23 protein-coding genes, 1 tRNA gene and 1 other RNA gene are annotated in these 23,034 nt (G+C 30.8%); 4 read left to right on the forward strand and 21 right to left on the reverse strand.

Annotation, left to right across the window (positions count from 1 at the left end):
- Nucleotides 1-20: 20 nt before the first annotated feature.
- Nucleotides 21-638: an RdgB/HAM1 family non-canonical purine NTP pyrophosphatase gene (rdgB, locus tag L8X30_RS03770; protein ID WP_263669292.1), complete on the reverse strand. Its 618-nt coding sequence runs from the start codon at nucleotides 636-638 to the stop codon at nucleotides 21-23.
- Nucleotides 639-714: 76 nt separating this feature from the next.
- Here rdgB and L8X30_RS03775 point away from each other — a divergent pair, with 76 nt between their 5' ends.
- Nucleotides 715-2,016 carry an MFS transporter gene (locus tag L8X30_RS03775; protein WP_263679084.1) on the forward strand — a complete coding sequence of 434 codons (1,302 nt, stop codon included), beginning with the start codon at nucleotides 715-717 and terminating at the stop codon, nucleotides 2,014-2,016.
- A 6-nt stretch (nucleotides 2,017-2,022) separates the two neighbouring features.
- Here L8X30_RS03775 and L8X30_RS03780 read toward each other — a convergent pair whose 3' ends face one another.
- Both L8X30_RS03780 and ruvB read right to left on the reverse strand, forming a co-directional pair.
- Nucleotides 2,023-3,066 carry an AI-2E family transporter gene (locus L8X30_RS03780; RefSeq protein ID WP_263679085.1) on the reverse strand — a complete coding sequence of 348 codons (1,044 nt, stop codon included), beginning with the start codon at nucleotides 3,064-3,066 and terminating at the stop codon, nucleotides 2,023-2,025.
- Complete coding sequence (ruvB, locus tag L8X30_RS03785) at nucleotides 3,056-4,066, reverse strand: Holliday junction branch migration DNA helicase RuvB (protein ID WP_263679086.1); 1,011 nt, start codon at nucleotides 4,064-4,066, stop codon at nucleotides 3,056-3,058. Before ruvB ends, L8X30_RS03780 begins: the two co-directional genes overlap by 11 nt.
- A gap of 87 nt (nucleotides 4,067-4,153) precedes the next feature.
- Between ruvB and L8X30_RS03790 the strand changes: the two genes are divergently transcribed.
- Nucleotides 4,154-4,564, forward strand: a complete 411-nt coding sequence (locus L8X30_RS03790) for a histidine phosphotransferase (protein WP_257399298.1) — start codon at nucleotides 4,154-4,156, stop codon at nucleotides 4,562-4,564.
- 1 nt (nucleotide 4,565) lies between these two features.
- Nucleotides 4,566-4,924, forward strand: a transfer-messenger RNA (tmRNA) gene (gene ssrA, locus L8X30_RS03795).
- Between the two features lie 5 nt (nucleotides 4,925-4,929).
- Here the strand turns inward: ssrA and L8X30_RS03800 are convergent.
- The 3 genes from L8X30_RS03800 to L8X30_RS03810 form a co-directional block, all read right to left on the reverse strand.
- Entirely contained in the window at nucleotides 4,930-5,151 is a 222-nt protein-coding gene (locus L8X30_RS03800) for a hypothetical protein (RefSeq protein ID WP_214135152.1), read from the reverse strand.
- A gap of 120 nt (nucleotides 5,152-5,271) precedes the next feature.
- Nucleotides 5,272-6,201, reverse strand: a complete 930-nt coding sequence (locus tag L8X30_RS03805; RefSeq protein ID WP_039619082.1) for a ribose-phosphate pyrophosphokinase — start codon at nucleotides 6,199-6,201, stop codon at nucleotides 5,272-5,274.
- 64 nt (nucleotides 6,202-6,265) lie between these two features.
- Nucleotides 6,266-6,670, reverse strand: a complete 405-nt coding sequence (locus L8X30_RS03810) for an acyl-CoA thioesterase (protein WP_039619080.1) — start codon at nucleotides 6,668-6,670, stop codon at nucleotides 6,266-6,268.
- A 64-nt stretch (nucleotides 6,671-6,734) separates the two neighbouring features.
- On the opposite strand from L8X30_RS03810, the gene ciaB reads away from it, so the two are divergent.
- On the forward strand, nucleotides 6,735-8,570 hold the full coding sequence (ciaB, locus tag L8X30_RS03815) for an invasion protein CiaB (protein WP_263679087.1): 1,836 nt from the start codon (nucleotides 6,735-6,737) through the stop codon (nucleotides 8,568-8,570).
- An 18-nt stretch (nucleotides 8,571-8,588) separates the two neighbouring features.
- On the opposite strand, the gene L8X30_RS03820 is transcribed toward ciaB, so the two are convergent.
- The 15 genes from L8X30_RS03820 to L8X30_RS03890 form a co-directional block, all read right to left on the reverse strand.
- Nucleotides 8,589-8,783 (reverse strand): hypothetical protein, encoded by a 195-nt coding sequence (locus L8X30_RS03820; RefSeq protein ID WP_263679088.1) that lies wholly within the window; start codon nucleotides 8,781-8,783, stop codon nucleotides 8,589-8,591.
- On the reverse strand, nucleotides 8,776-10,245 hold the full coding sequence (locus tag L8X30_RS03825) for a DNA methylase (protein WP_263679089.1): 1,470 nt from the start codon (nucleotides 10,243-10,245) through the stop codon (nucleotides 8,776-8,778). Before L8X30_RS03825 ends, L8X30_RS03820 begins: the two co-directional genes overlap by 8 nt.
- Nucleotides 10,246-10,328: 83 nt before the next feature.
- Nucleotides 10,329-10,418, reverse strand: a tRNA-Ser gene (locus L8X30_RS03830).
- A 49-nt stretch (nucleotides 10,419-10,467) separates the two neighbouring features.
- On the reverse strand, nucleotides 10,468-11,022 hold the full coding sequence (locus tag L8X30_RS03835; RefSeq protein ID WP_263679090.1) for a PepSY-associated TM helix domain-containing protein: 555 nt from the start codon (nucleotides 11,020-11,022) through the stop codon (nucleotides 10,468-10,470).
- 63 nt (nucleotides 11,023-11,085) lie between these two features.
- Nucleotides 11,086-11,796 carry a CDP-diacylglycerol--serine O-phosphatidyltransferase gene (gene pssA, locus L8X30_RS03840; protein ID WP_257399294.1) on the reverse strand — a complete coding sequence of 237 codons (711 nt, stop codon included), beginning with the start codon at nucleotides 11,794-11,796 and terminating at the stop codon, nucleotides 11,086-11,088.
- The gene (locus L8X30_RS03845) at nucleotides 11,793-12,410 is read right to left on the reverse strand and encodes a phosphatidylserine decarboxylase (RefSeq protein WP_263679091.1); all 618 of its coding nucleotides are present in this window, start codon (nucleotides 12,408-12,410) and stop codon (nucleotides 11,793-11,795) included. The genes pssA and L8X30_RS03845 overlap by 4 nt, the downstream gene beginning before the upstream one ends.
- Entirely contained in the window at nucleotides 12,410-14,332 is a 1,923-nt protein-coding gene (gene ftsH / locus L8X30_RS03850) for an ATP-dependent zinc metalloprotease FtsH (RefSeq protein WP_263663426.1), read from the reverse strand. Before ftsH ends, L8X30_RS03845 begins: the two co-directional genes overlap by 1 nt.
- A complete protein-coding gene (locus L8X30_RS03855) occupies nucleotides 14,332-15,168 on the reverse strand; it encodes a 50S ribosomal protein L11 methyltransferase (RefSeq protein WP_263679092.1) in 837 nt (278 codons plus the stop codon). The genes ftsH and L8X30_RS03855 overlap by 1 nt, the downstream gene beginning before the upstream one ends.
- Before the next feature lie 12 nt (nucleotides 15,169-15,180).
- Entirely contained in the window at nucleotides 15,181-15,558 is a 378-nt protein-coding gene (locus tag L8X30_RS03860) for a chemotaxis response regulator CheY (protein WP_039619063.1), read from the reverse strand.
- Nucleotides 15,559-15,671: 113 nt separating this feature from the next.
- Nucleotides 15,672-17,435 carry a UDP-N-acetylglucosamine 4,6-dehydratase (configuration-retaining) gene (pglF, locus tag L8X30_RS03865; RefSeq protein ID WP_263679093.1) on the reverse strand — a complete coding sequence of 588 codons (1,764 nt, stop codon included), beginning with the start codon at nucleotides 17,433-17,435 and terminating at the stop codon, nucleotides 15,672-15,674.
- A gap of 1 nt (nucleotide 17,436) precedes the next feature.
- On the reverse strand, nucleotides 17,437-18,597 hold the full coding sequence (gene pglE, locus L8X30_RS03870) for a UDP-N-acetylbacillosamine transaminase (protein WP_263679094.1): 1,161 nt from the start codon (nucleotides 18,595-18,597) through the stop codon (nucleotides 17,437-17,439).
- Nucleotides 18,594-19,190: a UDP-N-acetylbacillosamine N-acetyltransferase gene (gene pglD, locus L8X30_RS03875; protein ID WP_263679095.1), complete on the reverse strand. Its 597-nt coding sequence runs from the start codon at nucleotides 19,188-19,190 to the stop codon at nucleotides 18,594-18,596. Before pglD ends, pglE begins: the two co-directional genes overlap by 4 nt.
- Nucleotides 19,177-19,779, reverse strand: a complete 603-nt coding sequence (gene pglC / locus L8X30_RS03880; protein ID WP_039628855.1) for an undecaprenyl phosphate N,N'-diacetylbacillosamine 1-phosphate transferase — start codon at nucleotides 19,777-19,779, stop codon at nucleotides 19,177-19,179. Before pglC ends, pglD begins: the two co-directional genes overlap by 14 nt.
- Entirely contained in the window at nucleotides 19,772-20,899 is a 1,128-nt protein-coding gene (gene pglA / locus L8X30_RS03885; protein ID WP_263679096.1) for a N,N'-diacetylbacillosaminyl-diphospho-undecaprenol alpha-1,3-N-acetylgalactosaminyltransferase, read from the reverse strand. The genes pglC and pglA overlap by 8 nt, the downstream gene beginning before the upstream one ends.
- Nucleotides 20,896-23,034 (reverse strand): STT3 domain-containing protein, encoded by a 2,139-nt coding sequence (locus L8X30_RS03890; RefSeq protein WP_263679097.1) that lies wholly within the window; start codon nucleotides 23,032-23,034, stop codon nucleotides 20,896-20,898. The genes pglA and L8X30_RS03890 overlap by 4 nt, the downstream gene beginning before the upstream one ends.

Consider the following 23,034-nt stretch of genomic DNA (forward strand, 5'->3'; position numbering starts at 1 on the left):
ATATTTTATAAATTGTTTCATTAATACTCCATTTTTTCTAATGCTCTTAAGATGTAAGTAGCAAACATTAGTGCTTGTGAGCGGTGTGAAATTTTTAATTTTACTTGCTCATCTAATTCGCCCAAGGTTTTATCAAAACCTTTTGGGATAAATAAAGGATCATATCCAAAGCCATTATTACCCCTTGGAGTATCAATAGCAAGGCCATGCATATATCCATGCGTGCTAAAATGTCCATATTTTGAACTTATAGCTATGGCTGCAGTGTAAAAGGCTTTGCTTTGATGTAAGTTTTTTTCATGTAAGGCTTGGATGAGTTTGTTTCTATTGGCCTCATCAGTGCCTTCTTGAGAGTATCTTGCAGAAAAAATCCCCGGTGCATTGTCTAAAGCCTCTACGCTTATACCGCTATCATCACTTAAGGTGATAAATTCATCTTGTTTTTTGCCTAAAGCATTAAAAATAGCTTTAGATTTTATCAAAGCATTTTCTTTAAAACTCGTGCCATCTTCGATGATTTCAAAAGGGGTGATGATTTCATTTAAGGCATAAATTTCATAAGTAGTTAAAAATTTTTTGATTTCTTCTACTTTGTGTGCGTTAGAAGTTGCTAGAATGATTTTTAATTTTTTCTTCATAAATTACTCTTTTTGTTTTGACTTTAAAAAAAGTTTATCAAAATCATAGTAAAATTATCCTTTATAAGGAGAAAAGATGTTAAAAACTGTTTTACCTTTGTCTTTTATTGTAGGAACTAGATTTTTTGGATTGTTTATAGTTTTGCCGGTTTTAAGTTTATATGCTTTAAATTTAAAAGGAGCCAATGAGTTTTTAGTAGGACTTTTAGTAGGTGTGTATGCTCTAACTCAAATGGCATTGCAAGTTCCTTTTGGAATCATTTCAGATAAAATAGGGCGTAAAAAAACTATGCTAATAGGACTTGTGGTGTTTATCATAGGTTCTTTGGTATGTTCATATGCTGATGATATTTATACGATGATGTTTGGAAGGCTTTTGCAAGGTGCAGGAGCCATAGGAGCAGTAGCTACTGCTATGATAAGTGATTTTATCAATGAAGAAAATCGCGGTAAGGCTATGGCTATTATGGGTTCATTTATAGGACTTTCTTTTGCAGCTTCTTTGGTGCTTTCTCCTTTAATGAGTGCTAAATTTGGACTTTCAAGTTTGTTTGATTTAAGTGCGATTTTGAGTTTAATTTGTATCGTGCTTTTATTTAGCGTTGTGCCAAAAGAGCATACAATAGTACATGAAAATACTAAAACCCCATTAAAAAAACTTTTAAAAGAAAAAAACTTAGCTTTGATGAATCTTACTAATTGTATGCAAAAAATGCTTATGAGTATTGCGTTTTTAAGTATTCCTTTGGTTTTGGTGCATGAGTTTAATTACCCAAGTGAGAATTTATGGCATGTTTATGTTAGTTCTATGGTGCTTGGGTTTTTAGCTATGGGTTTATCGGGTTCTTTGGGAGAAAAAAGAGGCTTAAGTAAAGAGATATTGCTTTTAGGTGTGGCGTTTTTTATCATTGCTTATATTATATTTGCTTTTTCGCATAATGCTTTAGTATTTATGGTAGGCGTTGTAGTGTTTTTTATAGGATTTAATTTACATGAGCCTATTATGCAAAGCTGTGCGAGTAAATTTGCCAAAGTAAATGAAAAAGGCGCAGCTTTGGGTGTGTTTAATGCTTTTGGCTATTTTGGAAGCTTTTTAGGTGGTGTCGTTGGAGGGTATTTTTTACACCATTTTAGTTTAGTTGCTCTTGCTTTTATTTTGATAGCTTTGTCTGTAATTTGGTTTGTGTTGCTTTTGTTTTTACAAAGTCCGGCAGATTTTAAAAATGTCTATTTATCTTTAGAAGCAAAACATGATTTAAATATGATTAAAGGCATAAATGGAGTTTTAGATGTGTATAAAAACTCTAAATTTTTAGTGATTAAATACAATAAAAAACTCACAAGTGAAGAAATAATTTTAGCGATTATTGAAAAATAATCGCTTTTATACAAAATGCTTTTCTTTTAAAATCACATATAATTTTAAAGTAGAAATAAAGAAAGTTAAAATAGCAGGTCCAAGGATAATACCCCAAAAGCCAAAACTTGAAATTCCTGCTATCATCGCAAAGAAAATTAAAAGTTCGTTAATTTGCGTTGGAATTTGAACAAGTTTTTCATTAATCCATTTAATGATATAAGGTTTTACTAAAGTATCTGCGATAAAAGATATCATTACCACGCTATAAATGAAAATCACTAAAGCGCCGCTTAGATTGTTATTTGCAAATTCATATAAAGAAACAGGCACATAAACTAAGGCCCCACCTACCACAGGGATTAAAGAGCTAAAGCAAAATAATATTCCCATTAAAATCGCATCATAACCATAAAATTTAGTAATGATAGCAAAAAGAACCCCTTGTAAAATGGCATTTAGCACCATAGAATAAAACACAACAGACATTACATTGCTCACTTCGCTTAAAATGCCTTGAGTTTCTTCTTTTTTCATAGGTACTATGGTTTTGATATAGCCAATGAGTTGGGCTCCATAAAGATTAGCAAAGAAATAAAACACACAAATTAACACCATATCAGTTAGAAATTTAGTCCCAAATTTAGTTGCACTTGAAAGATAGGTTAAAACATTTTTAGAGATGGAATTTAAATCAATACTTGCTAGCACTTCTTTGATTTTTGGCTCTATAAAGCTTAGAGATTCAGGTAGGTGCAAAGAATAATTTTTAAAATATTCTATGGTATTATGAATATAACTTATATTAAAACCGCTAGCTGCTTTTGCAAGTTCTATAATAGCATATACAAAAGGTATAAAAAATAAAGCTAACATAAAAGCAGTGGTAGCTGCTGCTGCTATGACTTTTTTACCTTTGAATATATTTAAGAATTTAACATTAACATTAGAAGTAGAAACAGCCATTAAACTTGCTATGGCTATATTCATCAAAAAAGGTTTAAATAAAAAAAGCACCCAAAATAAAATAAATAAAATAAAACTAATTAAGAAAAAATTACTACTTTTCATCAAATAAACCCTTGTTGTATTTTAATTTTAAAACATCAAAACTTTTTAAGCTCGCAATACGACCTTTGGCTGTTCTTTCTATATAGCCATTTGCTAGTAAATATGGCTCTATTACATCTTCTATGGTATTTTCATCCTCACTTAATGCTGCAGCTATACTAGAAAGTCCTATGGGCTTTCTTTTGGCTTCAGTTAAAAGCTCTAAATACCGCAAATCCATCGCATCAAAACCAAGTTCATTTACCCCTAAAGAATCAAGCGCTTCTTTAGCTCTTTTTTCACTAATGATTTCTTCATCATTTACATCAGCAAAGTCTCTTACACGCTTAAGCAATCTTAAAGCAATCCTTGGGGTTGAGCGACTGCGTTTGGCTATTTCTAAAGAAGCTTTTTTTTCACAAGTTTTATTAAGCTTTAGAGCTGCTTTTTCTAAAATGATAGCAAGCTCTTCATTTTTATAAAACTCCAAGCGAAATTGCATACCAAAGCGATCGCGCAAAGGATTGCTTAGCATACCTGCTCTTGTAGTAGCACCTATTAAAGTAAATTTGGGTAAATCGATTTTGATTGTTTGTGCAGCAGGACCACTACCTATGATAATATCAAGACGAAAATCTTCCATAGCAGGGTAAAGCACTTCTTCTATGGCAGGGCTTAAGCGATGAATTTCATCGATAAATAAAATATCTCCTTCGCTAAGGTTAGTTAAAATCGCAGCTAAATCCCCGCTTTTTTCTATCATGGGTGCAGCGGTAGTTTTGATATTTGCATTCATTTCATATGAGATAATGTTTGCTAAAGTTGTCTTACCAAGTCCTGCAGGTCCACTAAAAAGGATATGATCTAGACATTCATTTCTTTTTTTAGCAGCTTTGATGAAAACTTCTAAATTTTTTTTAATGTTTTCTTGTCCTATGTAGCCGTCAAAATTTGAAGGTCTAAGGCTTGTTTCATAAGTTTCATCAGGGGAGAATTTTTCAATCTCTACGATTCTATCCATATTTTTTCCATTTTATTTTGTAAGAAATTTTAATTTTATCTAAAATTTGCTAAAATAAACATTTAAACTTAGATTATAGAAGTTTTTATGGGAATTTTAGAGCAATTAGAGTTAGATTACGAGCTTGAAGAAATCGAGCGCTTTTTGTATTTTTTTAGAAGTCTTTGCGATGTTTTAGAGCCTTTGATAGTAAAGCTAAGCAGTGATAGCTTAAAATACAAAGAAGCTTTAAAAGACTTAGAGCAAAATATCCACAACGTGGTTTGGGCTGCTAAAAGATTAAATTTAGATGAGATTGCAAATTTTTGCACATTTTGTGAGGAAATTATGCAAGAAGCAGCTAAATTTGATGGGCCTGCTAGCGATGAATTTGTGGATTGGATGTTTTTAGTGGGTGAGCAGCTTGATAGATATTGCAGTGATTATGAAAAAAATGCTTCTTTTTTAAGCGTATTTAACCCTCAAATTGCAAATGTTCCAGATAAAATTTCTAAATAATGGGGACGACTTGGCTTCGACAGGAGTAGAGTGGCCTTGGTGGCATGTCGCTTTGAGCAAAGCGTATAAAGCTCAAATTAAAATTAAACGCAAACAACGTTAAATTTGCTCCTGCTTACGCTAAAGCTGCGTAAGTTCAGTTGAGCCTGAATTTTAAGTGATACTATCTAGCTTAGAATTTGGTCATTTTTGATAGTGTAGATTGAAATTTGACAAGTTTTGATTGAAGTTAAAGTCTTAGTCTAGCTTGAAATTTTGGAAGGTGAGTTTGGCTAGATGAAATTTTCACCTTTGCTAAGCATGTAGATGCCGTGGTTGTTTTATTTTTGGACAGGGGTTCAATTCCCCTCGTCTCCACCAGTAATTTAGTTTTTATTAACTAGTGCATCTCTTATATCTATGACAAGATAAATTACAAAAAAGCTTAAAAATATCGCAACCAAAGATCCAATAAGTGTTACTAGACCTACTATAAATCCTAGAGTAAACATCAGCGCAATAGAATAAATAATCGCTATAATAAAGCTTAATGCAGCCGCTATATCAAGTATAGTTCTACCAAAATTTAAGATTAAATTTTTAATCATAATAACTCCTTAATTAATAATAATTTATTAATTATAGCAAAATATAGTTTTAATTAATATAAAATTGTAGAATTATTTGAAGTTTAGATTTTCTTTGCAAGGATGGTCCTTGCAAAGAATTTATACAAATAAAGAATTCACACTTTCATTGTGATAAACTCTGCGTATTACCTCGCCAAAAATAGGTGCTACGCTTAGGACTTTGATTTTATCCATTTGTTGTTTTAAAGGTATAGTGTCAGTTACTACTAGCTCATCTAATGCATCTTTGGCTATTCTTTCATAAGCTACACCACTAAGTACAGGGTGAGTACAGCAAGCTATAACTGACTTTGCACCTTTGCTTTTAAATACTTCAGCAGCTTTTACTATGGTTCCTGCTGTATCGATGATATCATCTACTAAAATCACTTCTTTATCTTTTACATCACCGATGACATTCATCACTTCGCTTTCATTAGCTTTTTCACGTCTTTTATCTACTATAACTATATCAAGTCCTAAAGCTTTTGCCACACTTCTAGCTCTTGCTATACCGCCTATATCAGGACTTGCGATGATAGGATTTTTGTAGTTTTTATTTTTAATATAATCATTAAAAATAATACTTCCATAAAGATTATCCACAGGTATATCAAAAAAGCCTTGAATTTGTCCAGCATGTAAGTCTATGGTAGCTACTCTATCCACGCCAGCTGATTCTATAAGATTTGCTACTAATTTTGCAGTAATAGGCACCCTAGGGCTTGCTTTTCTATCTTGTCTAGCATAACCAAAATAAGGGATAATAGCTGTGATAGAGCTTGCACTTGAGCGACGCAGAGCATCTGTCATGATTAAAAGCTCCATTAGATTATCATTTGTTGGAGCACAAGTGCTTTGAATGATAAACACATCTTTACCACGCACGCTTTCATCTATTTGAATGCTAATTTCACCATCGCTAAAACGCTTTACACCCGCATTGCTTAGAGGCAATGAAAGGTATTTTGAGATTTTTTTAGCAAATTCTTCATTTGCCGAACCAGAAAATATTTTATATCCACGCATATATAAGCCTTAGAAAGTTTTTTGTGATGATATAAAAAGTTTTTTAAAAATACAATAAAACATATTAAAAGCCGTGCAATCTTTTTAAATCCGCATCAATAGGAAATTTATTTCCATCTTTATCTACGCTCACATAAGTTACTACAGCTGAAGTTACATGCATACAATACACACGGCCATATTCATTAGCTCTTTGAGTAACTACTTCTACTTCTACGGTTATGGATGTATTACCTGCTTTGATGATTTTTGCATAGCAAGATACCAAATCACCTACGAAAATTGGCTCTTTAAAAATGATTTTATCTACTGCGACCGTGACAACTCTTTGTGGGGAGAGTTCTCTTGCGGCAATGGCTCCAGCTAGATCAATTTGTGACATGATCCAACCACCAAAGATATTACCAGCGGGGTTTGTATTGCTTGGCATAGCTATAACTCTTAGCTTAGGTTCTCCCATATCTTTCATACATTCTCCTTGTGTTTTAAAAAAAACATTATAATTAAGTTTTAAAAATAAAGAAAGGTAAAAAATGAATGATTTTAAGCAAATAGCAAAAATTGTGAAAAATAGGAAACAAAATATCAATAGTCTTTATAATATACTTCAAACTAATCAAAGTCATCCTTTGATAGATAGAGCTTTAGAACTAGCTAATCTTGAAAACGAAAAAAGCAATGTTTTAGCAATGTTACGTCGTTTGGTGGATTTAAAAGAGGAAAATTTAGTCCAAGAGCTTGAGAAAAAAGGTTTAAATGAAGAAGAAATTTCTCAAATAAAATATAAAGTTTTTTCTTTAGTAAGAGCCTTTTATGAAGTAGAACATCAAGATTTAATCGATGAGATTAAGAGTAAAAATTTACTTGATGAGTTTTATTTGGCTTTAGTTCAAGGTGTGCATAATATAGGTGTAGTTATGAATTCTTTTGAGCTTGTTTGGAGTAAGCAAATTTTAGATACAAATAATAAAATCTTAAAAGAACAATTTCCAAATTTAAGCGATGCTTTGGAGTTTTTAAAGCAAAATGAGCTTTATCAGCTTAATCAAGATGGTGAAATTTGTGAAAGAAGCTATGGAGCTTTAGTTAAAATAGGAACACTTTGGAGATTTTTACCTTATGCAAAGGCTTTTGAAAATGAGGTTTTAAAGCTTGAATATGAGTTTGATAAACTTTTAGAAAAACTAAGAAATTGTGCGTTAGATGATGAAAAAAATGCTTATATTGACTATATAGAAAGATTAAAATTTGCATTTTGTGAAAAAGATAATAACGAAGTAGTTAAAAAATGGCAAGAAGCAGAGCTTGCGTGGATGGAAGTAAAATGCCCATTGCAAATTGGCCATCCTTTAGAATACTATGAAGACTCTTACACACATGCAGTAGCACTTGAGTGGGATATACGCTTAGAAGATGTGAGTGATTTTAATGGGAGTGAGTTTAAAGATAAAATCAAAGAAAGCTTTGCAATGGTGTATGCAAATTTAGATGAAGAAGATGAAGCTTTGTTTGATGAGGTGAATTTTAATCTTGAAAAAACTCAGCTTTATATTTGTATGCCTATGATTTTTTATGGAGCAGAGCTTAAGGGGCTTTTTTCTGCTCAAGTAGTGCCAAATGATGAGTATGTAAGCAATATAGCAGGAAAAAAGATCTTTGCTTTTTTAAATTATGTTTATGAAAATGCTAAAACCAAGCCTTTTATGAAGCTTTCTTCTATGGTATTTGAAAAAGAATTTTTAGATTATGGTAGAGAAATTTTATTTTACAATGAAAAATTATGGAAAAGAATTTATGAAGTTTCTACCATAGGTCATGAGTTTGGGCATATTTTCTTTGTGGCAAATGATAGCGAAAAGAAAATGAATGAAAGTGGTGTGTTTAAAAATATAGAAGAGTTTAAAGCTACTGCGGGTGGGCTTGTGAATTTCTTTTTACATGAAGAAGATGATTTAAAGCTTCCTGTATTTTATGAGCTTATTAAAAGGGCTATAGGATTGATTGCTTGGCAAAGAGTAGAGGAGGTTAAGCCTTATTATACAGAAGGTTTGATTCATTTATCATTGTTGTTTAAATCAGGGGTGTTATCTTTTGCAAATGAGAAATTAAACATTAAATTTGATGAAGAAGCTTATGAGAGTTTTAAGGCTGTGTTTATGCAAAATTACTATAAATTAGCAAGACATTATATGTTAAAAGAAGATGCTAAAAATTATTTAGATGAGTTTTGTGTTTTAGAAGATGAGGTGTTTTTACCACTTGATGAAGAGTGTAAGGAATTTGTAAAATACTACTATGAATTACACAAACTTTATGGCAATGAAATTGATGAAAGTGGAGAGTTTGAAAAATACTCTAATACAAAATAAAATTTTATCAAGAAGAACTTAGCTTTCTTCTTGATATTTGCTATTTTCTAATGCTTTTTCCATATCTTTTTGCGTTTTTAAAATCGCTTTACTAAAACCATTTAGCACTGAAAATGGAGCAAATTGCGCCGCTCTTTTTTCTCTTGGTATTGGTGGGAATTGTTTTGATTTTTGATATTTTATATTTATTATATCTTTATAATCATCATGCATTATGTCCTCCTATTAAAGAAGTAATTTCTTTGGTTTCATTATCTAAGCTTGAAGCTTTTAAAATAGCCTTTTTACCAAATTTTTGCATGATTTGAAGTCTTGCTTTTTGAAGTTTTTCTTCTTTTTCAAGTTGATTTTTTTCTTGCAAAATTGCATTAAAATCACTAAATAAATTTAATTCTTGGAAATTTTCTTGTGCTTTGTCTGTGATATTATTTAAACTTAAGCTGATTTTTCTAATGCTTAAGTTTTTATTGCTGATTTTATAAAAAAGTTCCAAGGCTTTTTTATTGATGATTTTTAAAGAATGGGTAAAATTTTCTAAATTTATACTTCCATGAGCATTTTTAGGTATAGTTCTTCCATAATTATCTTTAGCAATAGCTCCTTTATAAGAAGCTAAAAGGTTTGAATTTTCTAAATTGCTTTTATCATATTGTATATCTAGCGTGATATGGTTTGTTTTAAGGTTATTTTGTATAAGTTCAAGCACTAAATGATCGACAAGTTCTTTTAAAACCTTTATTGTTTGATTATTATCATATGCAAAAGGTAAAACCTTAGCCATGACTTTAGAGTGATTTTGTGATTTGTAATTTTTAATATCTTTCATCGTGCAAGTTTCAATACCCCATGCATGATCGATTAATAATTCAGCATTAACACCAAAGTGTTTATAAAGCAAAGCTTCGTGTTTTAAAGAAAATCTTGCAAGATCTCCCATAGTATGAATGTTTAAATTTGCAAGTTTTAAGGCAATGCCTTTACCTATACGCCAAAAATCTTTTAAAGGTTTATGCTGCCATAATTTATATCTGTATAATTTTTCATCTAAAAAGGCTATAAGCAAGCCATTTTCATCTACTTGTTGTCTTTTAGCAAGTATATCCATAGCAATTTTAGCTAAGTATAAATTTGTGCCTATACCTGCTGTTGCAGTGATTTTACTTGTATGTAAAATATCAAGTAAAACCTTAGTAAGTAACTCATAAGCTGATAGTTTGTATTTTTCAAGATAAGAACTAAGATCAATAAAAACTTCATCAATAGAGTATATATGAATATCTTTAGCATCAAAATACTTCAAATAAATGCTGTATATTTTTGTGCTAAATTCTATATAAGTAGCCATTCTGGGCTTGGCTATGATGTAATCTAGCTCTAAATTTAAATCATTTTTAAGTTTTAATGTATCAAAACTTTTAGCTTTAAAGCAGTGTTTTTGAGTTTGTTTTAATCTTTCTTGGTTGATTGAGTGGATTTTTTGTTTAAACTCAAAAAGCCTTAATCTACTAGGTATATTGTAAGTTTTTAGTGCAGGTGAAACTGCTAGTATGATGGTTTTATCTGTTCTTGATTTATCTGCTACAATAAGATTAGTTGTTAAAGGATCTAAATTTCTTAAAACACACTCAGCTGAAGCGTAAAAAGATTTCAAATCAATAGAAGCATAAATTTGCATAGTATGTGAGCTTGCCTTTAAATTTATTATAATTATAACAGTAAAATTATTAAAATAGATGAAAGGAAATGGATTTTATAAGGTGGCGGACAGAGAGGGATTTGAACCCTCGAGACCCGTTAAGATCTGCACCCTTAGCAGGGGTGTGGTTTCAGCCACTCACCCATCTGTCCGTATTAAAAGGGAAAGTATATCTTATTGTTTATAAGATATACCTTAAATTTATACACTAAGATAAGCTATGATTAAAGTTATAACAAAACCAGCGCTTAAAACTGCGATTTGTTTACCCCTGTCTTTGCGTATAGCTATGATAGTGATTAAAAGTCCTGAAATATAAAGGATTATCATAGCAAGTGCAAAAGCTAGTCCAAGAACAGAAAAATACCACATGCCTTTATCTTTGTGAAGTAAAATCATATTTCCAAGTAAACTTCTTTCTTTTGTGATAATTTCATAATTATTTTCATCTATTTTGACAATACTTGCAGTATAGTTTATAGTGCCAAGCTCTATTCCATCGCCTTTTTTGTTAAGTTTTGGTTCCAAAGATGAAGGAAGTTTTAAGTTATTTTTCTTTAAAAAATCAATTAAAAATTCAGCTTCAGCGCCTTCTTGGACAATGGCTTGAACTTTTTGAGTTTGAATTTTAGCTCCACTTTCCCCATCAAAACCAGCTATATAAGCAAAACCAGTAACAGCATATAAAAATGCTAGTGGTAAGAAAAATAAGCTAATGTAAATGTGAATTTGTCTGAATAATTTGTTTTTATTCATTTTTACTCCTTTTTTGAAAATAATGAGAAGTATATTATTAAAAAGTGAAGTGAGAATAAAATTTTAATCTTTTTTAAATTTACGAGCTAGAGTAAAAAAACTTCGAATGATTCCATAAAGTACATATAAGCTTGCGACGATTAACGCACTTTCTAAAAAATACAAATAAAGCATGGAAAATAAGATTACTAAAAGGATTAATACCTTTAAAACATTTGCCCGTTTTAAATCAATTTTTTTAAAACTTGGATATCTTATATTGCTTACCATTAAAAAAGCTAAAAGCATTTGAATACATACTATCATCAAAGAAAAATCACGTAAAAAATCATAATATAAATAAGCGCTTACCCATAAAGCACTTACAACTGCAGCTGTTGGTATAGGAAGTCCTATAAAAACTGAAGGTTCATAAGTACCTGTGGTGACATTAAATCTTGCTAAGCGTATAGCGCCAAAAACTACAAATAAACCAGCTATTAAGGAGCCAAAACGATCATATTCATAACCTATACTCATATAAAAAAGCATAGCAGGTGCAACACCAAAGGCTATTAAATCTGCTAGTGAGTCAAACTCAACTCCAAATTTAGAAGTAGAATTAGTAGCTCTTGCAACGCGTCCATCTAAACCATCACAAATTAATGATAAAATGATATAAATTAATGCCTTATCAAAATTTTGATTAATAGAAGCAATCACTGAAATAATGCCTAAAAATATAGAAGCAGCTGTAAAAAGATTAGGTAAAATATAAATTAGTTTAAAATTCATGGATTTAAATACCCTATCAATGCACCAATGCGTACTTTGTCATTTTCATTTACGCAAATTCTAGTATCTTTTGGAAGCAATAAACTCACACTACCATCAAACATAAAACCTATATTTTGCCCATGGTTTAAATGATGACCAAAATCATCAATATGAGCTTTTCTATTTAAAGCGCCAAAAATGATGCGTAATGCCCATTGTTTGCCTTTAGAGCGTGCTAAAAATAGCATTCTTTCGCCCATTAAATTTGTATTTTTCATAAATGGACATAAAAAAAGTCCGTGTCTTAGTCTAGTTTCTTCTATATCCATATCAAGTGGAGCTATGATGTTGCCTTGATGAATGATATTGTTTATAATTTGCACTTCTATGCATTCGCCAAGCTCTTTATATGAGCTTGTTTTAATGCATTTTATTTTTCCTTCTATGGGAGTTATGATAGTATTTGGATCTGCTATATAATCGATTTTACTAGCTCTAAAAAGGCAAGCAAAAAGTATAAAAATACACCATAAAAGCCAAGAAAATCCCCATATAAATTGAGCTATTGCAAAAACTATAGCTAGAATTATAAGTAAATTCCAGCCAGCCTTTGCAATAAAATTTGTTTTCATTAGTTATCCTTAGTAACTTCTTGCTCTTTTTCTTCTAAGCGCGTTGGAAGATTGTTTTCTTCTTCATAGTTTTTAATAATCTCTCTTACTTTAGCACCATCAATAGTTTCTTCTTCATAAAGTGCTTGTACCATTACTTCTATAGCACCGCTATAAGTTTTTAAAATTTCTTTTACACCCGCATAGCGTTCATCTAAGGTTTTCTTCACATACTCATCTAAATCTTGAGCCATTTTATCAGAATAATCTTTGATAGTTTGTCCACCACTTAAGAAAGTATTTCTTTGTTTTTCAAGCACCATTAAACCTGCAATTTCACTCATACCATACATAGAAATCATAGCTTTTATGATGTCAGTTGCACGTTCAAGGTCATTGCTTGCACCAGTTGAAATTTCTTTAATGAAAATTTCTTCAGCTGCACGTCCACCTAAAAGTACATCAACTTCAGCCAAAAGCTCATGTTTTTGCATTAAAAATTTATTTTCTTCAGGAGTATTGAGCGTATATCCTAAAGCTGCTAAACCACGCGGTATAACAGAAACTTTACTTACTTTTTTAGCACCTTTTGTGGTTTCAGCGATTAAAGCATGGCCACATTCATGATAAGTTACGATTTTTTTCTCTTTATCATTAATTCTACGTGATTTTTTCTCAAGTCCTGCTATAGCTCTTTCTACTGCTTCAACTAAGTCTTTTTGTTCTACATGTTTTTTAGAATCTCTACCTGCAAGTAAAGCTGCTTCGTTAATGATATTTGCTAAATCAGCACCCGCAAGACCTGCTGTTAATCTTGCGATATCTTCTACTTTTACTTCAGGTGAAATTTTAACATCTTTCATATGAACTTTTAAAATATCACATCTGCCTTTAAAATCAGGCTTATCTACTAAAACTTGTCTATCAAAACGTCCTGGTCTAAGTAATGCTGCATCTAAGACTTCAGGACGGTTTGTCGCTGCTAGTACTATTACTGGCGAGCTTTCAGTACCAAAGCCATCCATTTCTGCTAGAAGTTGATTTAAAGTTTGCTCTCTTTCATCATTTCCACCCATCATGCCACTTGCTGCGCGTGATTTGCCTATAGCATCAATTTCATCTATAAATACAATAGCTGGAGCTTCTTTTTTAGCATTTTCAAATAAATCTCTAACCCTACTAGCTCCAACACCCACAAACATTTCTATAAAAGATGAACCTGATACGCTAAAAAATGGTACATCAGCTTCGCCTGCTACTGCTTTTGCAAGTAAAGTTTTACCTGTACCTGGAGGGCCTACAAGCAAAAGTCCTTTTGGAATTTTTGCGCCAAGATTGATGTATCTTTCAGGATATTTTAGAAAATCAACTATTTCTTTAACTTCTTCTTTTGCTTCCTCAACACCTGCAACATCATTGAATTTAACTTTTGGTTTTTCTGAATTTACAAGCTTTTTAGAGCTTCCTATACCAAGTATGGATCCACCCATATTTTTTTGCATACGAGAGGCTAAAAACATCCATATACCAAAGAAAATAAATACCGGTAAAACCCAAGAAAGTAAGATATCTATAAACCAATTACTCTCGTTAAAAGCTCCATAAGAAACACCTTTTGAATCAAGCAAAGGCACAAAAGTAGCATCATTTGGAACTTTTTTGGTAATATATACCATATTTCCTGCTTTAGATACTGCTTTTATGGTAGTTTGACCTATGTTAACTTGGGCAATTTGATTATTTTCGATTAAAGTTTTTAATTCAGAATAAGTAACTTTTTTGGTATTTTCTCCGCCCATAATACCCATACTACCATCATCTGAAAATCCTTTAAATAAAAGAATCATCACAATGGCAAAAATAGCGAAAATAAAAATAGGGTTTTTATTAAAAAAGCTATTATTGTTTGGATTATCTTTTGGTTCGTTTGGTTTTTTATTCATTATTTTGTTTCCTTTTTGTAAGCTAAACTCAACCACTCTCCTTTGTGTTTACATTCTAACAAAGTCAAATCTTTGAATTTATCTTTAATTCTTTCTTCATATTTGTTTAAAATACCAGATAAGATTAAAATTCCACCTTCTTTGGTTTTTTCTTTAAGATCTTTTTCTAGTATGATTAAAATATCAGCAATGATATTTGCCACAACTATATCATATTTATGTAAGCTTTTATTAATAGAACCTACCCAAATATCATCAAAACTAACTTGATTTAATTTTGCATTTTCCTTGCTTGCAACTATGGCTAGCTCATCTGTATCACAAGCTTGCACTTTAGCTCCAAGCTTTGCCATGATGATACTTAAAATCCCACTTCCACAGCCTACATCTAAGCAAAATTTAGAATCATTTGTGTATTTTTGTAAAAATTCTATACAAGTGTAAGTGCTTTCATGATGTCCTGAGCCAAAAGCTAGGGCAGGGTCTATAATGATATTGATTTTATCTTGTATAGCTTCTTGCCAAGTGGTGTGAATGTGGATATTGTCAATGGTTAAAGCTTGTATGCCTTTTTTATACTCTTCTATCCAGTTTTTATTTTCTTTTTTTTCTAAAGTAGAATGAAAATAAATCTTAGTATTAAATTTTTCACATAATTTTTGATGAAAGCTTTGCAAGGCTATTTGAATGAGTTTTATATCTTCTTCTGATCGTATATAAACGCCATCATTCTTTTCTTCTATGGCATCTATATCTAGAGAAAAAACAAGATCAAGGAATAAATCTAAATATTCCTTATCTGTTTGAAAAAAAAGTTCGTAATAATGTGTTTGCATAAAAACTTATAATCAGCCTTCGTTTGTTCCTAAAACATCTTCAAGTTTTTCTTTTAATACTTGAGGTGTAAAAGGTTTTACAATATAGTTATTTACACCTGCTTTTAAAGCTGTGATAACTTCTGCCTTACCACCTTCTGTAGTTACCATGATAATAGGCATATCAGCATATTTTTCTTCCGCTCTTACTTTTTTTACTAATTCTAAGCCGTTCATTTCAGGCATATTCCAGTCAGTAATTAAAATTTTTATGTCATCATTTTGTGAAAGCAAATCCCAAGCTTCAACTCCATGTTCAGCTTCTAAAACATCTTTGTGACCTAATCTTACAAGAGTGTTTTTGATTATTCTTCTCATGGTAGAACTATCATCAACTACTAATAACTTCACTTTTTTTCCTTTGTCTTGATGTAATTACATAAAAGTGTAATTGTATCGTTTTTATTTTTATTAATCAATTAAAAGTTTATATTATACCATTTAAAAATAAAATTAGAATTTAATTACTCTCCATTTTTGTTATGATTAAACTCAGGCACAATTTCCTTTAAAACTTTTGCAGGATCTGTGCTTTGGAGTAATCTTTCTATTTCTTGATTTAAAATTTTTAAATCTTTAATTTCACTAGTGGTAACAAATATACTTTCATATTGAGTTTTTAAATCATCTTCATGGATTAAAAGCTCTTCGTAAAGTTTTTCACCTTTTCTAAGTCCAGTGATTTTAATTTCTAACTTTTTATTAGAAAGTAAAAGCATTTTTTTAGCTAAATCCATGATTTTAACAGGTTCACCCATATCAAGCACAAATAACTCCCCGCCTTTTGCAATAGCAGCAGCTTGTAAAACAAGTTGCACAGCTTCATCCACAAGCATAAAATAACGCACTATATCAGGATGAGTAAGAGTAAGTGGTTCATTAGCTGCAATTTGAGCTTTAAATTTAGGTATGACACTTCCACTTGAGCCTAAAACATTACCAAAACGCACACAAGCTACTTCAAAATTTTCATAACTTGAACTTAGCGCATAAAGCTCACAAATTCTTTTTGTACAACCCATGATATTAGTTGGTCTTACAGCTTTATCAGTGCTTATCATAACAAATTTGGCAACCTTGTAAGTTTTTGCAAGATCGATTAAATTTTTAGTACCTATGATATTATTTAAAATAGCTGAATGTGGATTTTGCTCACACAAAGGCACGTGTTTATAAGCTGCTGCATGCAAAATCAAATCTATGTTTTTTTCTTGTAAAAGTTTTTCTAAAGCTTCTTTGTCTAATATACTCATCATAATAGGCTCGATTTTTTCTTTATGCAAGCTTAATGCTTCATTGATTTTATATAAATTATACTCGCTATGATCAAGCATGATTAAGTGTTTTGCGCCAAATTTAATGCATTGTTTGCAAAGCTCGCTTCCTATAGTCCCACCAGCCCCACTAACTAAAACTACCTTATCTTTGATAAAATCAATCACGCAAGCATTATCTAAATCTTTTGGCTTACGCGCTAATAAATCTTCGATGCTTATATCTCTTGCTTCATTTTGTGTAAAAGAAAAAAGTTTTATATCATTAATCCCATAAGCAATAAGCTCATCAAAAAGCTTTTTGAGTTCTTCTTGCTCAAGTTTTAAAGCAATGATAGCAGTATGAATACCTTCAGCAGTATATTTTCTAATAGCTTCTTTTTCTTCAACTATAAATTTATCACAATAAGTACCTATTAAATTTTTACGCTCATCTACCACAGCTACGGGGAAAAGTCCTAAGCTCCCTTCTTTGGCTCCTTTTAATAAATGTAAAGCCTTTGAAGTGGCACCAACTACTATACAAGGATGTTCTTCATTGTATTTTGGCTTTCTAAAATCAACTATCATTCTTTTGCTTATACGCAAACTTCCAATTAGCATACAAGATAAAACAAAGTCTATTCCTATAACGCTTCTTGGAAAAGGATTAAAAAAATCATCATAAAAATAATAAATTGCTAAAAATACAAGTTCAGCTAAAGCTAAAGCAATAACTAATTTACGCGCTTCATTGAGTGAGAAAAATCTCCAAGCAACTTGATAAATTCTAAAAAAAGCTAGAAAAATGATTTTAAGTAAAATCAAAATCACAGCACTTTTAAACATACCTTCATAAAATTCACTTGGAATGTCTGCACTAAAGCGTAAAGAAAAAGACAAATAAATACTTATAACAAAAAGTAAAATATCAGCGCCTAGAAAAAAACCTAAGCGTTTGCTTTTATAATCCATCTTAGTCCTTTAAGGTATTTAAGATTAAAGTAGAAACTTCCTCTACATCAGCTTTACTCATAGTAGTTGCGCTTGGAAGGCAAATTCCATTGCTAAAGAAAAACTCACTATTGCCATTTAAGTAAGCATCGCAACCTTTGTAAAGTTCTTGTAAATGCATTGGTTTCCAAAGTGGACGGCTTTCGATTTTATTATCTTTTAAAACTTGTATGATTTTTAAAATTTTATCTTGAATTTGAACATTTTTATTTTCACATATACAATGTTTTTCATAAGTATTAAGTTTATTTAAATCAAAATCAAGCAAAGCAGTACTTAGCCAGCGATTTGACTTGGTATTTTCAAGTTCATCTAAAAAAGTAAAGGTGCCACTTAAAAATTCTTTATACCAGCTATAAATTTCACGCTTTTTACTTACTCTTTCTTCTAAAACTTCCATTTGAGCAGTGCCGATTGCACCTAAGATATTACTCATTCTATAATTATAGCCATATTCTTTATGCTCATAATGAAGATAATTTTCTCTAGCTTGAGTGCTATAAAATCTTGCTTTTTCAAGATTAGTATGATTTTCACTTACAAGCATACCACCACCACCTGTTGTGATGATTTTATTACCATTAAAAGAATATACTCCAAAATCACCAAAAGTACCTAAAGCTTTATTTTTGTAAAAACTTCCCAAAGCTTCAGCAGCATCTTCGATTAAAAAAATCTCATTTTCTTTACAAATTTGGACAATCTCATCCATTTTAGAAGCATTGCCATAAAGGTGTGTTAAAATGAGAGCTTTTGGTTTTTTAGGGCTTTCTTTGATAGCTTTTTTTAATAAATTGACATCTAAATTATAAGTTTCATCACAATCAATAAATACAGGTGTAGCATTCATATAAGAAATAGGCGCTACTGAAGCTATGAAAGTAAAACTTGAAGCTAAAACTACATCACCTTCTTTAATACCCAAAACTCTTAAAGCTAGATGAATAGCTGCAGTTGCTGCATTTAGAGCAAGTGCGTTAGAACTTTTTGTATAATCTTTAATACTTTGTTCTAAGGCATTAACAAACTCACCCAAAGGTGCTATATAATTACTTTCAAAAGCTTTGTGTATGTATTCTAATTCTTTTCCACTCATATGTGGCGCTGATAGAAAAAATCTCATTTTACCTCCTTTATTTTCTTAGCAGGAACTCCAGTATAAATACCTTTAGAAGTTAAATTTTTAACCACAACTGCTCCTGCACCTAAAGTTATATCATCATTTAAACTCATACAAGGAATAACGCTTGAATTAACTCCCAAAAAACAACGCTTTCCTATTTTTACATTTCCTGTTAGTTTAGCCCCAACGCTAATATGGCTAAACTCATCTACGAAACACTCATGCTCAATTACACAAGCAGTATTTAAAATTACACCTTTTGCAATGCTAGCTTTAGCATTAATTACGACATTTGGCATGATTAAAATACCCTCATCATCTAAAAAAGCACTTGGGCTAATAATAGCACTTTTGTGTATCAAATTTACTAATCTAAATCCATCTTCTTTTGCTTTTTTGAAAAGTTTTTCTCTAATAGAGTTTGCACCAATAGCAATAAACATATCGTGTTTTTCTAAGTTGGAGTGATATTTTAAGCCTTTGTTATCATCCAAAAAGATGATTTTTTCATATCCTAAATTTCTAGCTACATCAGCACAGACTAAACCATGTCCACTAGAACCATATATATAAATACTTTTAGTTGTGTCCATTGAATTTATCCGTTGTAGCTACTCCCTCTTTATTAACCCCACTTCTTTTTAAAACTTTAACAATGGTCATAAAAAAGATTTTAAGATCAAATAAAAAAGAGCAATTTTGCACATATTCTACATCATATTTAAATTTTTGCTCCCAAGAAATAGCATTGCGTCCATTGATTTGCGCCCAACCTGTAATGCCTGGTCTTACATCGTGGCGTTTTTTTTGTTCTTGATTGTATAAGGGTAAGTATTCTACAAGTAAAGGTCTTGGTCCTATGAAGCTCATATCGCCTTTTAATACATTAAAAAGCTGTGGTAATTCATCTAAACTCAAGCTTCTAACTAGCTTACCAAAAGGCTTTAGGCGTAATTCATCAGGAAGCAATTCTCCATTTTCATCGGTTTCATCACTCATAGTTTTAAATTTATAAATATAAAAAATTTTTTCATTTAATCCTGGTCTTGCTTGTTTAAAAAGCACACTTCCTTGAACGATTTTTAAAACAATGCCAATAAGCACTATAAAGGGTGAAAAAACAATCAACAAAATCAAAGCCAAAAAAAAGTCAAAAACACGCTTTAAACCATTTTTATACATTTGTAAAACCCCTATAAAAGTCAAGATATTTCAAAGCTATGATATTTTCATCATAATTTTGCGCTCTAAGAAAAGCATTTTGCACTAAAGTATTTTTTAGTTTTTCATCTTCTAATAAAACTGCGATTTTTTCAGCTAAATCTTTACTATCTTTGCATTTACAAATTAAACCATCTATGGCATTATCCACTGCTTCAATGCAACCTTCAGCATCACTTACCACACATGCTTTTTTACAAGCTTGTGCTTCTAAAACCGTTCTTGGATAACCTTCTTTATAACTTGGTAAAACAAAAATATCGCATAAATTTAATAAATGTGCAATATCACTTCTCGCACCAAGATAAAAAACATCACTTGAGTTTAAAAATTCTAATGGTGCACAAGATTTATTATCATCTCTTCCACCTACCAAAACAAAATTTGCCTTATCTTTTAAAATTTGGCTTGCTTCATAAAATTCTTTAATGCCTTTATGCCAAAGTGCTCTTGAAATCATTAAAACGATAGGCTTATTGGGCATATTGTGTTCTTTTAAAAAAGCTTGTTTTTCTTCTGTGCTAATTTTTAAAGGTAAAAATTGTTTTAAATTTAGCCCTACGGATTTGATGATTTTGATTTTTTCTTCTTTTAAGCCTAAATTTTTCATAAATAAAGCATTGCTTTCATTGACAAAAATAAAACCATTAGCAAGTTTAAAAGAAATTTTATAAAGTAAATTAATGCTCATTCTTACTAATTTGCTTTTAAAATCATCATCTATATAAAAACTTCCTAAGCCCTCAACTAAACCAAAAGTGTATTTAATACTCGCCATTTTAGCTGCTATGATACCTGTTGTATTGCTTTTGTGAGCGCTTGTTTGTAAAAGATCTAAATTTAAACTTTTGAGTGTATTTTTTAAACTAAGTAGATTTTTAAAAACGACTAAAGGGTTAACGCTTGATCTAGCTAAATCATAAAAGCAAACCTTATAGCCTAGCTCTTGTAATTTAATAGCAAAATCATCTTTTGGAGTGATGATTATAACTTCATGATTATTTTTTTCTAAAGCCCTAATGAGTGCAAGACGAAAATAATACACACTCATTGCGCTATGGGTTAAAATTCCTATTTTCATCTTTTTAGCCTATAAATTTTTGCTCTTGCATCATTAGTGACTTGTTCAAATAAATCTTGATCATATTGATTTAATAAAAACATTTGTATATAAGCACTATTATAAAGACTTTCATCTAAAATCACAAAGCTTTTGTATTCTCTTAAAAAGAGCAAATAAATTTGAGCTTTTGAATCAATTTCATTGTAATAAAATTTGCCACTAGTGATGGATTCTATATCCACAAAAGCTTTTAAAGGTATGCTTGCACCTTCTACTTTTAAGGCTCTAAAATCATTAATAATTTCTACTCCATTATCAAGCATAACAGAACCTGTGGTTTTATCTTGAGCTATGGCATTGGCTTGGGAGAAAAATAAACTTTTTTCTTGCTCTCCATTGTCAGGATTTGTATTTGCAAATTGTGCCACCACAGGCATAATACGGAGCATTCTATAAGGCATGTAAATATATACATCTCTAGTTTTATTCGTATCAAATTTAAAATCTTTATCATTTAAACTTTCTAAAAAATCTTTAGCACTTGTTTGGTTATAATCTTTAACCATAGCTTTTAAAACATCAGGATAGTTTTCTTTGAAAGATTTTTCAGTGTATTCTACGCTAAGTCTTGCCATATTAGCTGCTGGAATTTGTTCTTTGCTTAAGACAAAAGATGAGAAAAAATTATCTTTTCCTAGGTGTTTTCCACCATCAATTAGGGTTTTTACATCGCTATAATAGCGTATTGGATAACCATAATCCCACCAAGCAACAACATAATCTTCTCTTTGAGCTTTATTTTTTAAATCATTTAAAATACTAGCTTCATAAGAAGTAAAAACAGTAGAAGATTTATAATAATAAATATGCATCAAAGCAGGGCTTATACTAAAAAATGCAATGAGTATGAGTAAGATATTTTTATTTCTTAGACTAAGTTTGATTTGTTTTTTTTCTAAAAAATTAAAAAATACATATAAAAAATACCCAAAACCCAAAGCCATTACAGGAACTGCATAAATGGTAAATCTAAGTCCAGCTCTTAAAGCCATAAAACCTAGTGCAAGCATAGGTAGAGCCAAAAGCATGCTTTTGTGGTCTTTACAAAGTAGGATAAAACCTATAAAAGAAAGGATAAATACTAAAACGCTAGAGCTAATTCTTTGCATAAATACTTCAGGATCGATAGTATTTACTTCCATAATGGTTTCATTGACATTAAAATACATAAAGGCAGCATCTTTTAAATTTTGCACATCAGAAGCTTTGAAAACATAAAATTTAAGTTGATATAAAACAGGATCTAAGCCACCGCTTAAATGTAAAATCAAAATGCTAATAAAAATCAAAGTCCAAATCATATAAAAATTAATTTTTTCTTCTTTGAAGGCAAAAATAGCAAATAATAATACAATCAAAGCAAATTTATATTGCCATGCTAGCATACTTAAAGCTATGATCATCAAAGCAATAGCTAGATAAAAAATCTTTTCTTTTCTATGAAATACTAAAGTATAAAGACCAAAAAGTCCTATCATAGCAAAATTTAAAGAATAACTTGATGGATACCACCATAAATAAATCATGATGAAAATTGGACTTAAAAGTAGGGTGAAAATGTCTTTATTGATAGTTAAGCGTATAAAAGTAAGCAAAATAAGCATTGGTAAAACTAACACTAGCATATCTGTATCATAATACCCACTCATAGTGCGGTTGTAATAACTATTTGCAATGCTTCCAAGTAAGGCTGCTATAAAGCCATAGGTGGTGAGTTTATACTCTCTTGCGATTAATATAATAGGCACAACAATCAAAGAAGCAAAAAAAGTACTCATATATAAAATAATACTTTCAAAGCTAAAAGGCAAAATACTATAAAGCCAATAAGTCAAAGTAGAAAGTGAGCTTCCAAAATAAGATAAGTCATTAGGTTGATGAAAACCTGCTATCATATCCCTTGCGCCTTCTGCAAAAGCATAACCATCATTAGTGGTAATCATGAGTTGATCGTTAAAGAAAAACTCATAAAACTCACTTGCCCAAGCCACCCAGTATAATCTACACAAAACACTAAAAGCAAAGGCTATAAGGATTAAAATACAGGTATATTTTATAGAATTATTATCAGTAAAATTTTGTTGTAGTTTCAT

Origin of the sequence: Campylobacter sp. CNRCH_2015_0338h, assembly GCF_025772785.1 — a bacterium.
GTDB lineage: Bacteria > Campylobacterota > Campylobacteria > Campylobacterales > Campylobacteraceae > Campylobacter_D.

What these genes read in the sequence shown, in the direction of transcription:
- ftsH (WP_263663426.1), bottom strand. Translation starts at nt 14,332, where the DNA reads ATGAATAAAAAACCAAACGAACCAAAAGATAATCCAAACAATAATAGC.
- L8X30_RS03775 (WP_263679084.1), top strand. Translation starts at nt 715, where the DNA reads ATGTTAAAAACTGTTTTACCTTTGTCTTTTATTGTAGGAACTAGATTT.
- pglF (WP_263679093.1), bottom strand. Translation starts at nt 17,435, where the DNA reads ATGGATTATAAAAGCAAACGCTTAGGTTTTTTTCTAGGCGCTGATATT.
- pglA (WP_263679096.1), bottom strand. Translation starts at nt 20,899, where the DNA reads ATGAAAATAGGAATTTTAACCCATAGCGCAATGAGTGTGTATTATTTT.
- L8X30_RS03810 (WP_039619080.1), bottom strand. Translation starts at nt 6,670, where the DNA reads ATGAAAGATATGGGAGAACCTAAGCTAAGAGTTATAGCTATGCCAAGC.
- pssA (WP_257399294.1), bottom strand. Translation starts at nt 11,796, where the DNA reads ATGAATTTTAAACTAATTTATATTTTACCTAATCTTTTTACAGCTGCT.
- ciaB (WP_263679087.1), top strand. Translation starts at nt 6,735, where the DNA reads ATGAATGATTTTAAGCAAATAGCAAAAATTGTGAAAAATAGGAAACAA.
- L8X30_RS03855 (WP_263679092.1), bottom strand. Translation starts at nt 15,168, where the DNA reads ATGCAAACACATTATTACGAACTTTTTTTTCAAACAGATAAGGAATAT.
- pglC (WP_039628855.1), bottom strand. Translation starts at nt 19,779, where the DNA reads ATGTATAAAAATGGTTTAAAGCGTGTTTTTGACTTTTTTTTGGCTTTG.
- L8X30_RS03780 (WP_263679085.1), bottom strand. Translation starts at nt 3,066, where the DNA reads ATGAAAAGTAGTAATTTTTTCTTAATTAGTTTTATTTTATTTATTTTA.
- L8X30_RS03820 (WP_263679088.1), bottom strand. Translation starts at nt 8,783, where the DNA reads ATGCATGATGATTATAAAGATATAATAAATATAAAATATCAAAAATCA.
- L8X30_RS03890 (WP_263679097.1), bottom strand. Translation starts at nt 23,034, where the DNA reads ATGAAACTACAACAAAATTTTACTGATAATAATTCTATAAAATATACC.
- L8X30_RS03845 (WP_263679091.1), bottom strand. Translation starts at nt 12,410, where the DNA reads ATGAAAACAAATTTTATTGCAAAGGCTGGCTGGAATTTACTTATAATT.
- L8X30_RS03825 (WP_263679089.1), bottom strand. Translation starts at nt 10,245, where the DNA reads ATGCAAATTTATGCTTCTATTGATTTGAAATCTTTTTACGCTTCAGCT.
- pglD (WP_263679095.1), bottom strand. Translation starts at nt 19,190, where the DNA reads ATGGACACAACTAAAAGTATTTATATATATGGTTCTAGTGGACATGGT.
- ruvB (WP_263679086.1), bottom strand. Translation starts at nt 4,066, where the DNA reads ATGGATAGAATCGTAGAGATTGAAAAATTCTCCCCTGATGAAACTTAT.
- pglE (WP_263679094.1), bottom strand. Translation starts at nt 18,597, where the DNA reads ATGAGATTTTTTCTATCAGCGCCACATATGAGTGGAAAAGAATTAGAA.
- rdgB (WP_263669292.1), bottom strand. Translation starts at nt 638, where the DNA reads ATGAAGAAAAAATTAAAAATCATTCTAGCAACTTCTAACGCACACAAA.
- L8X30_RS03790 (WP_257399298.1), top strand. Translation starts at nt 4,154, where the DNA reads ATGGGAATTTTAGAGCAATTAGAGTTAGATTACGAGCTTGAAGAAATC.
- L8X30_RS03800 (WP_214135152.1), bottom strand. Translation starts at nt 5,151, where the DNA reads ATGATTAAAAATTTAATCTTAAATTTTGGTAGAACTATACTTGATATA.
- L8X30_RS03835 (WP_263679090.1), bottom strand. Translation starts at nt 11,022, where the DNA reads ATGAATAAAAACAAATTATTCAGACAAATTCACATTTACATTAGCTTA.
- L8X30_RS03805 (WP_039619082.1), bottom strand. Translation starts at nt 6,201, where the DNA reads ATGCGTGGATATAAAATATTTTCTGGTTCGGCAAATGAAGAATTTGCT.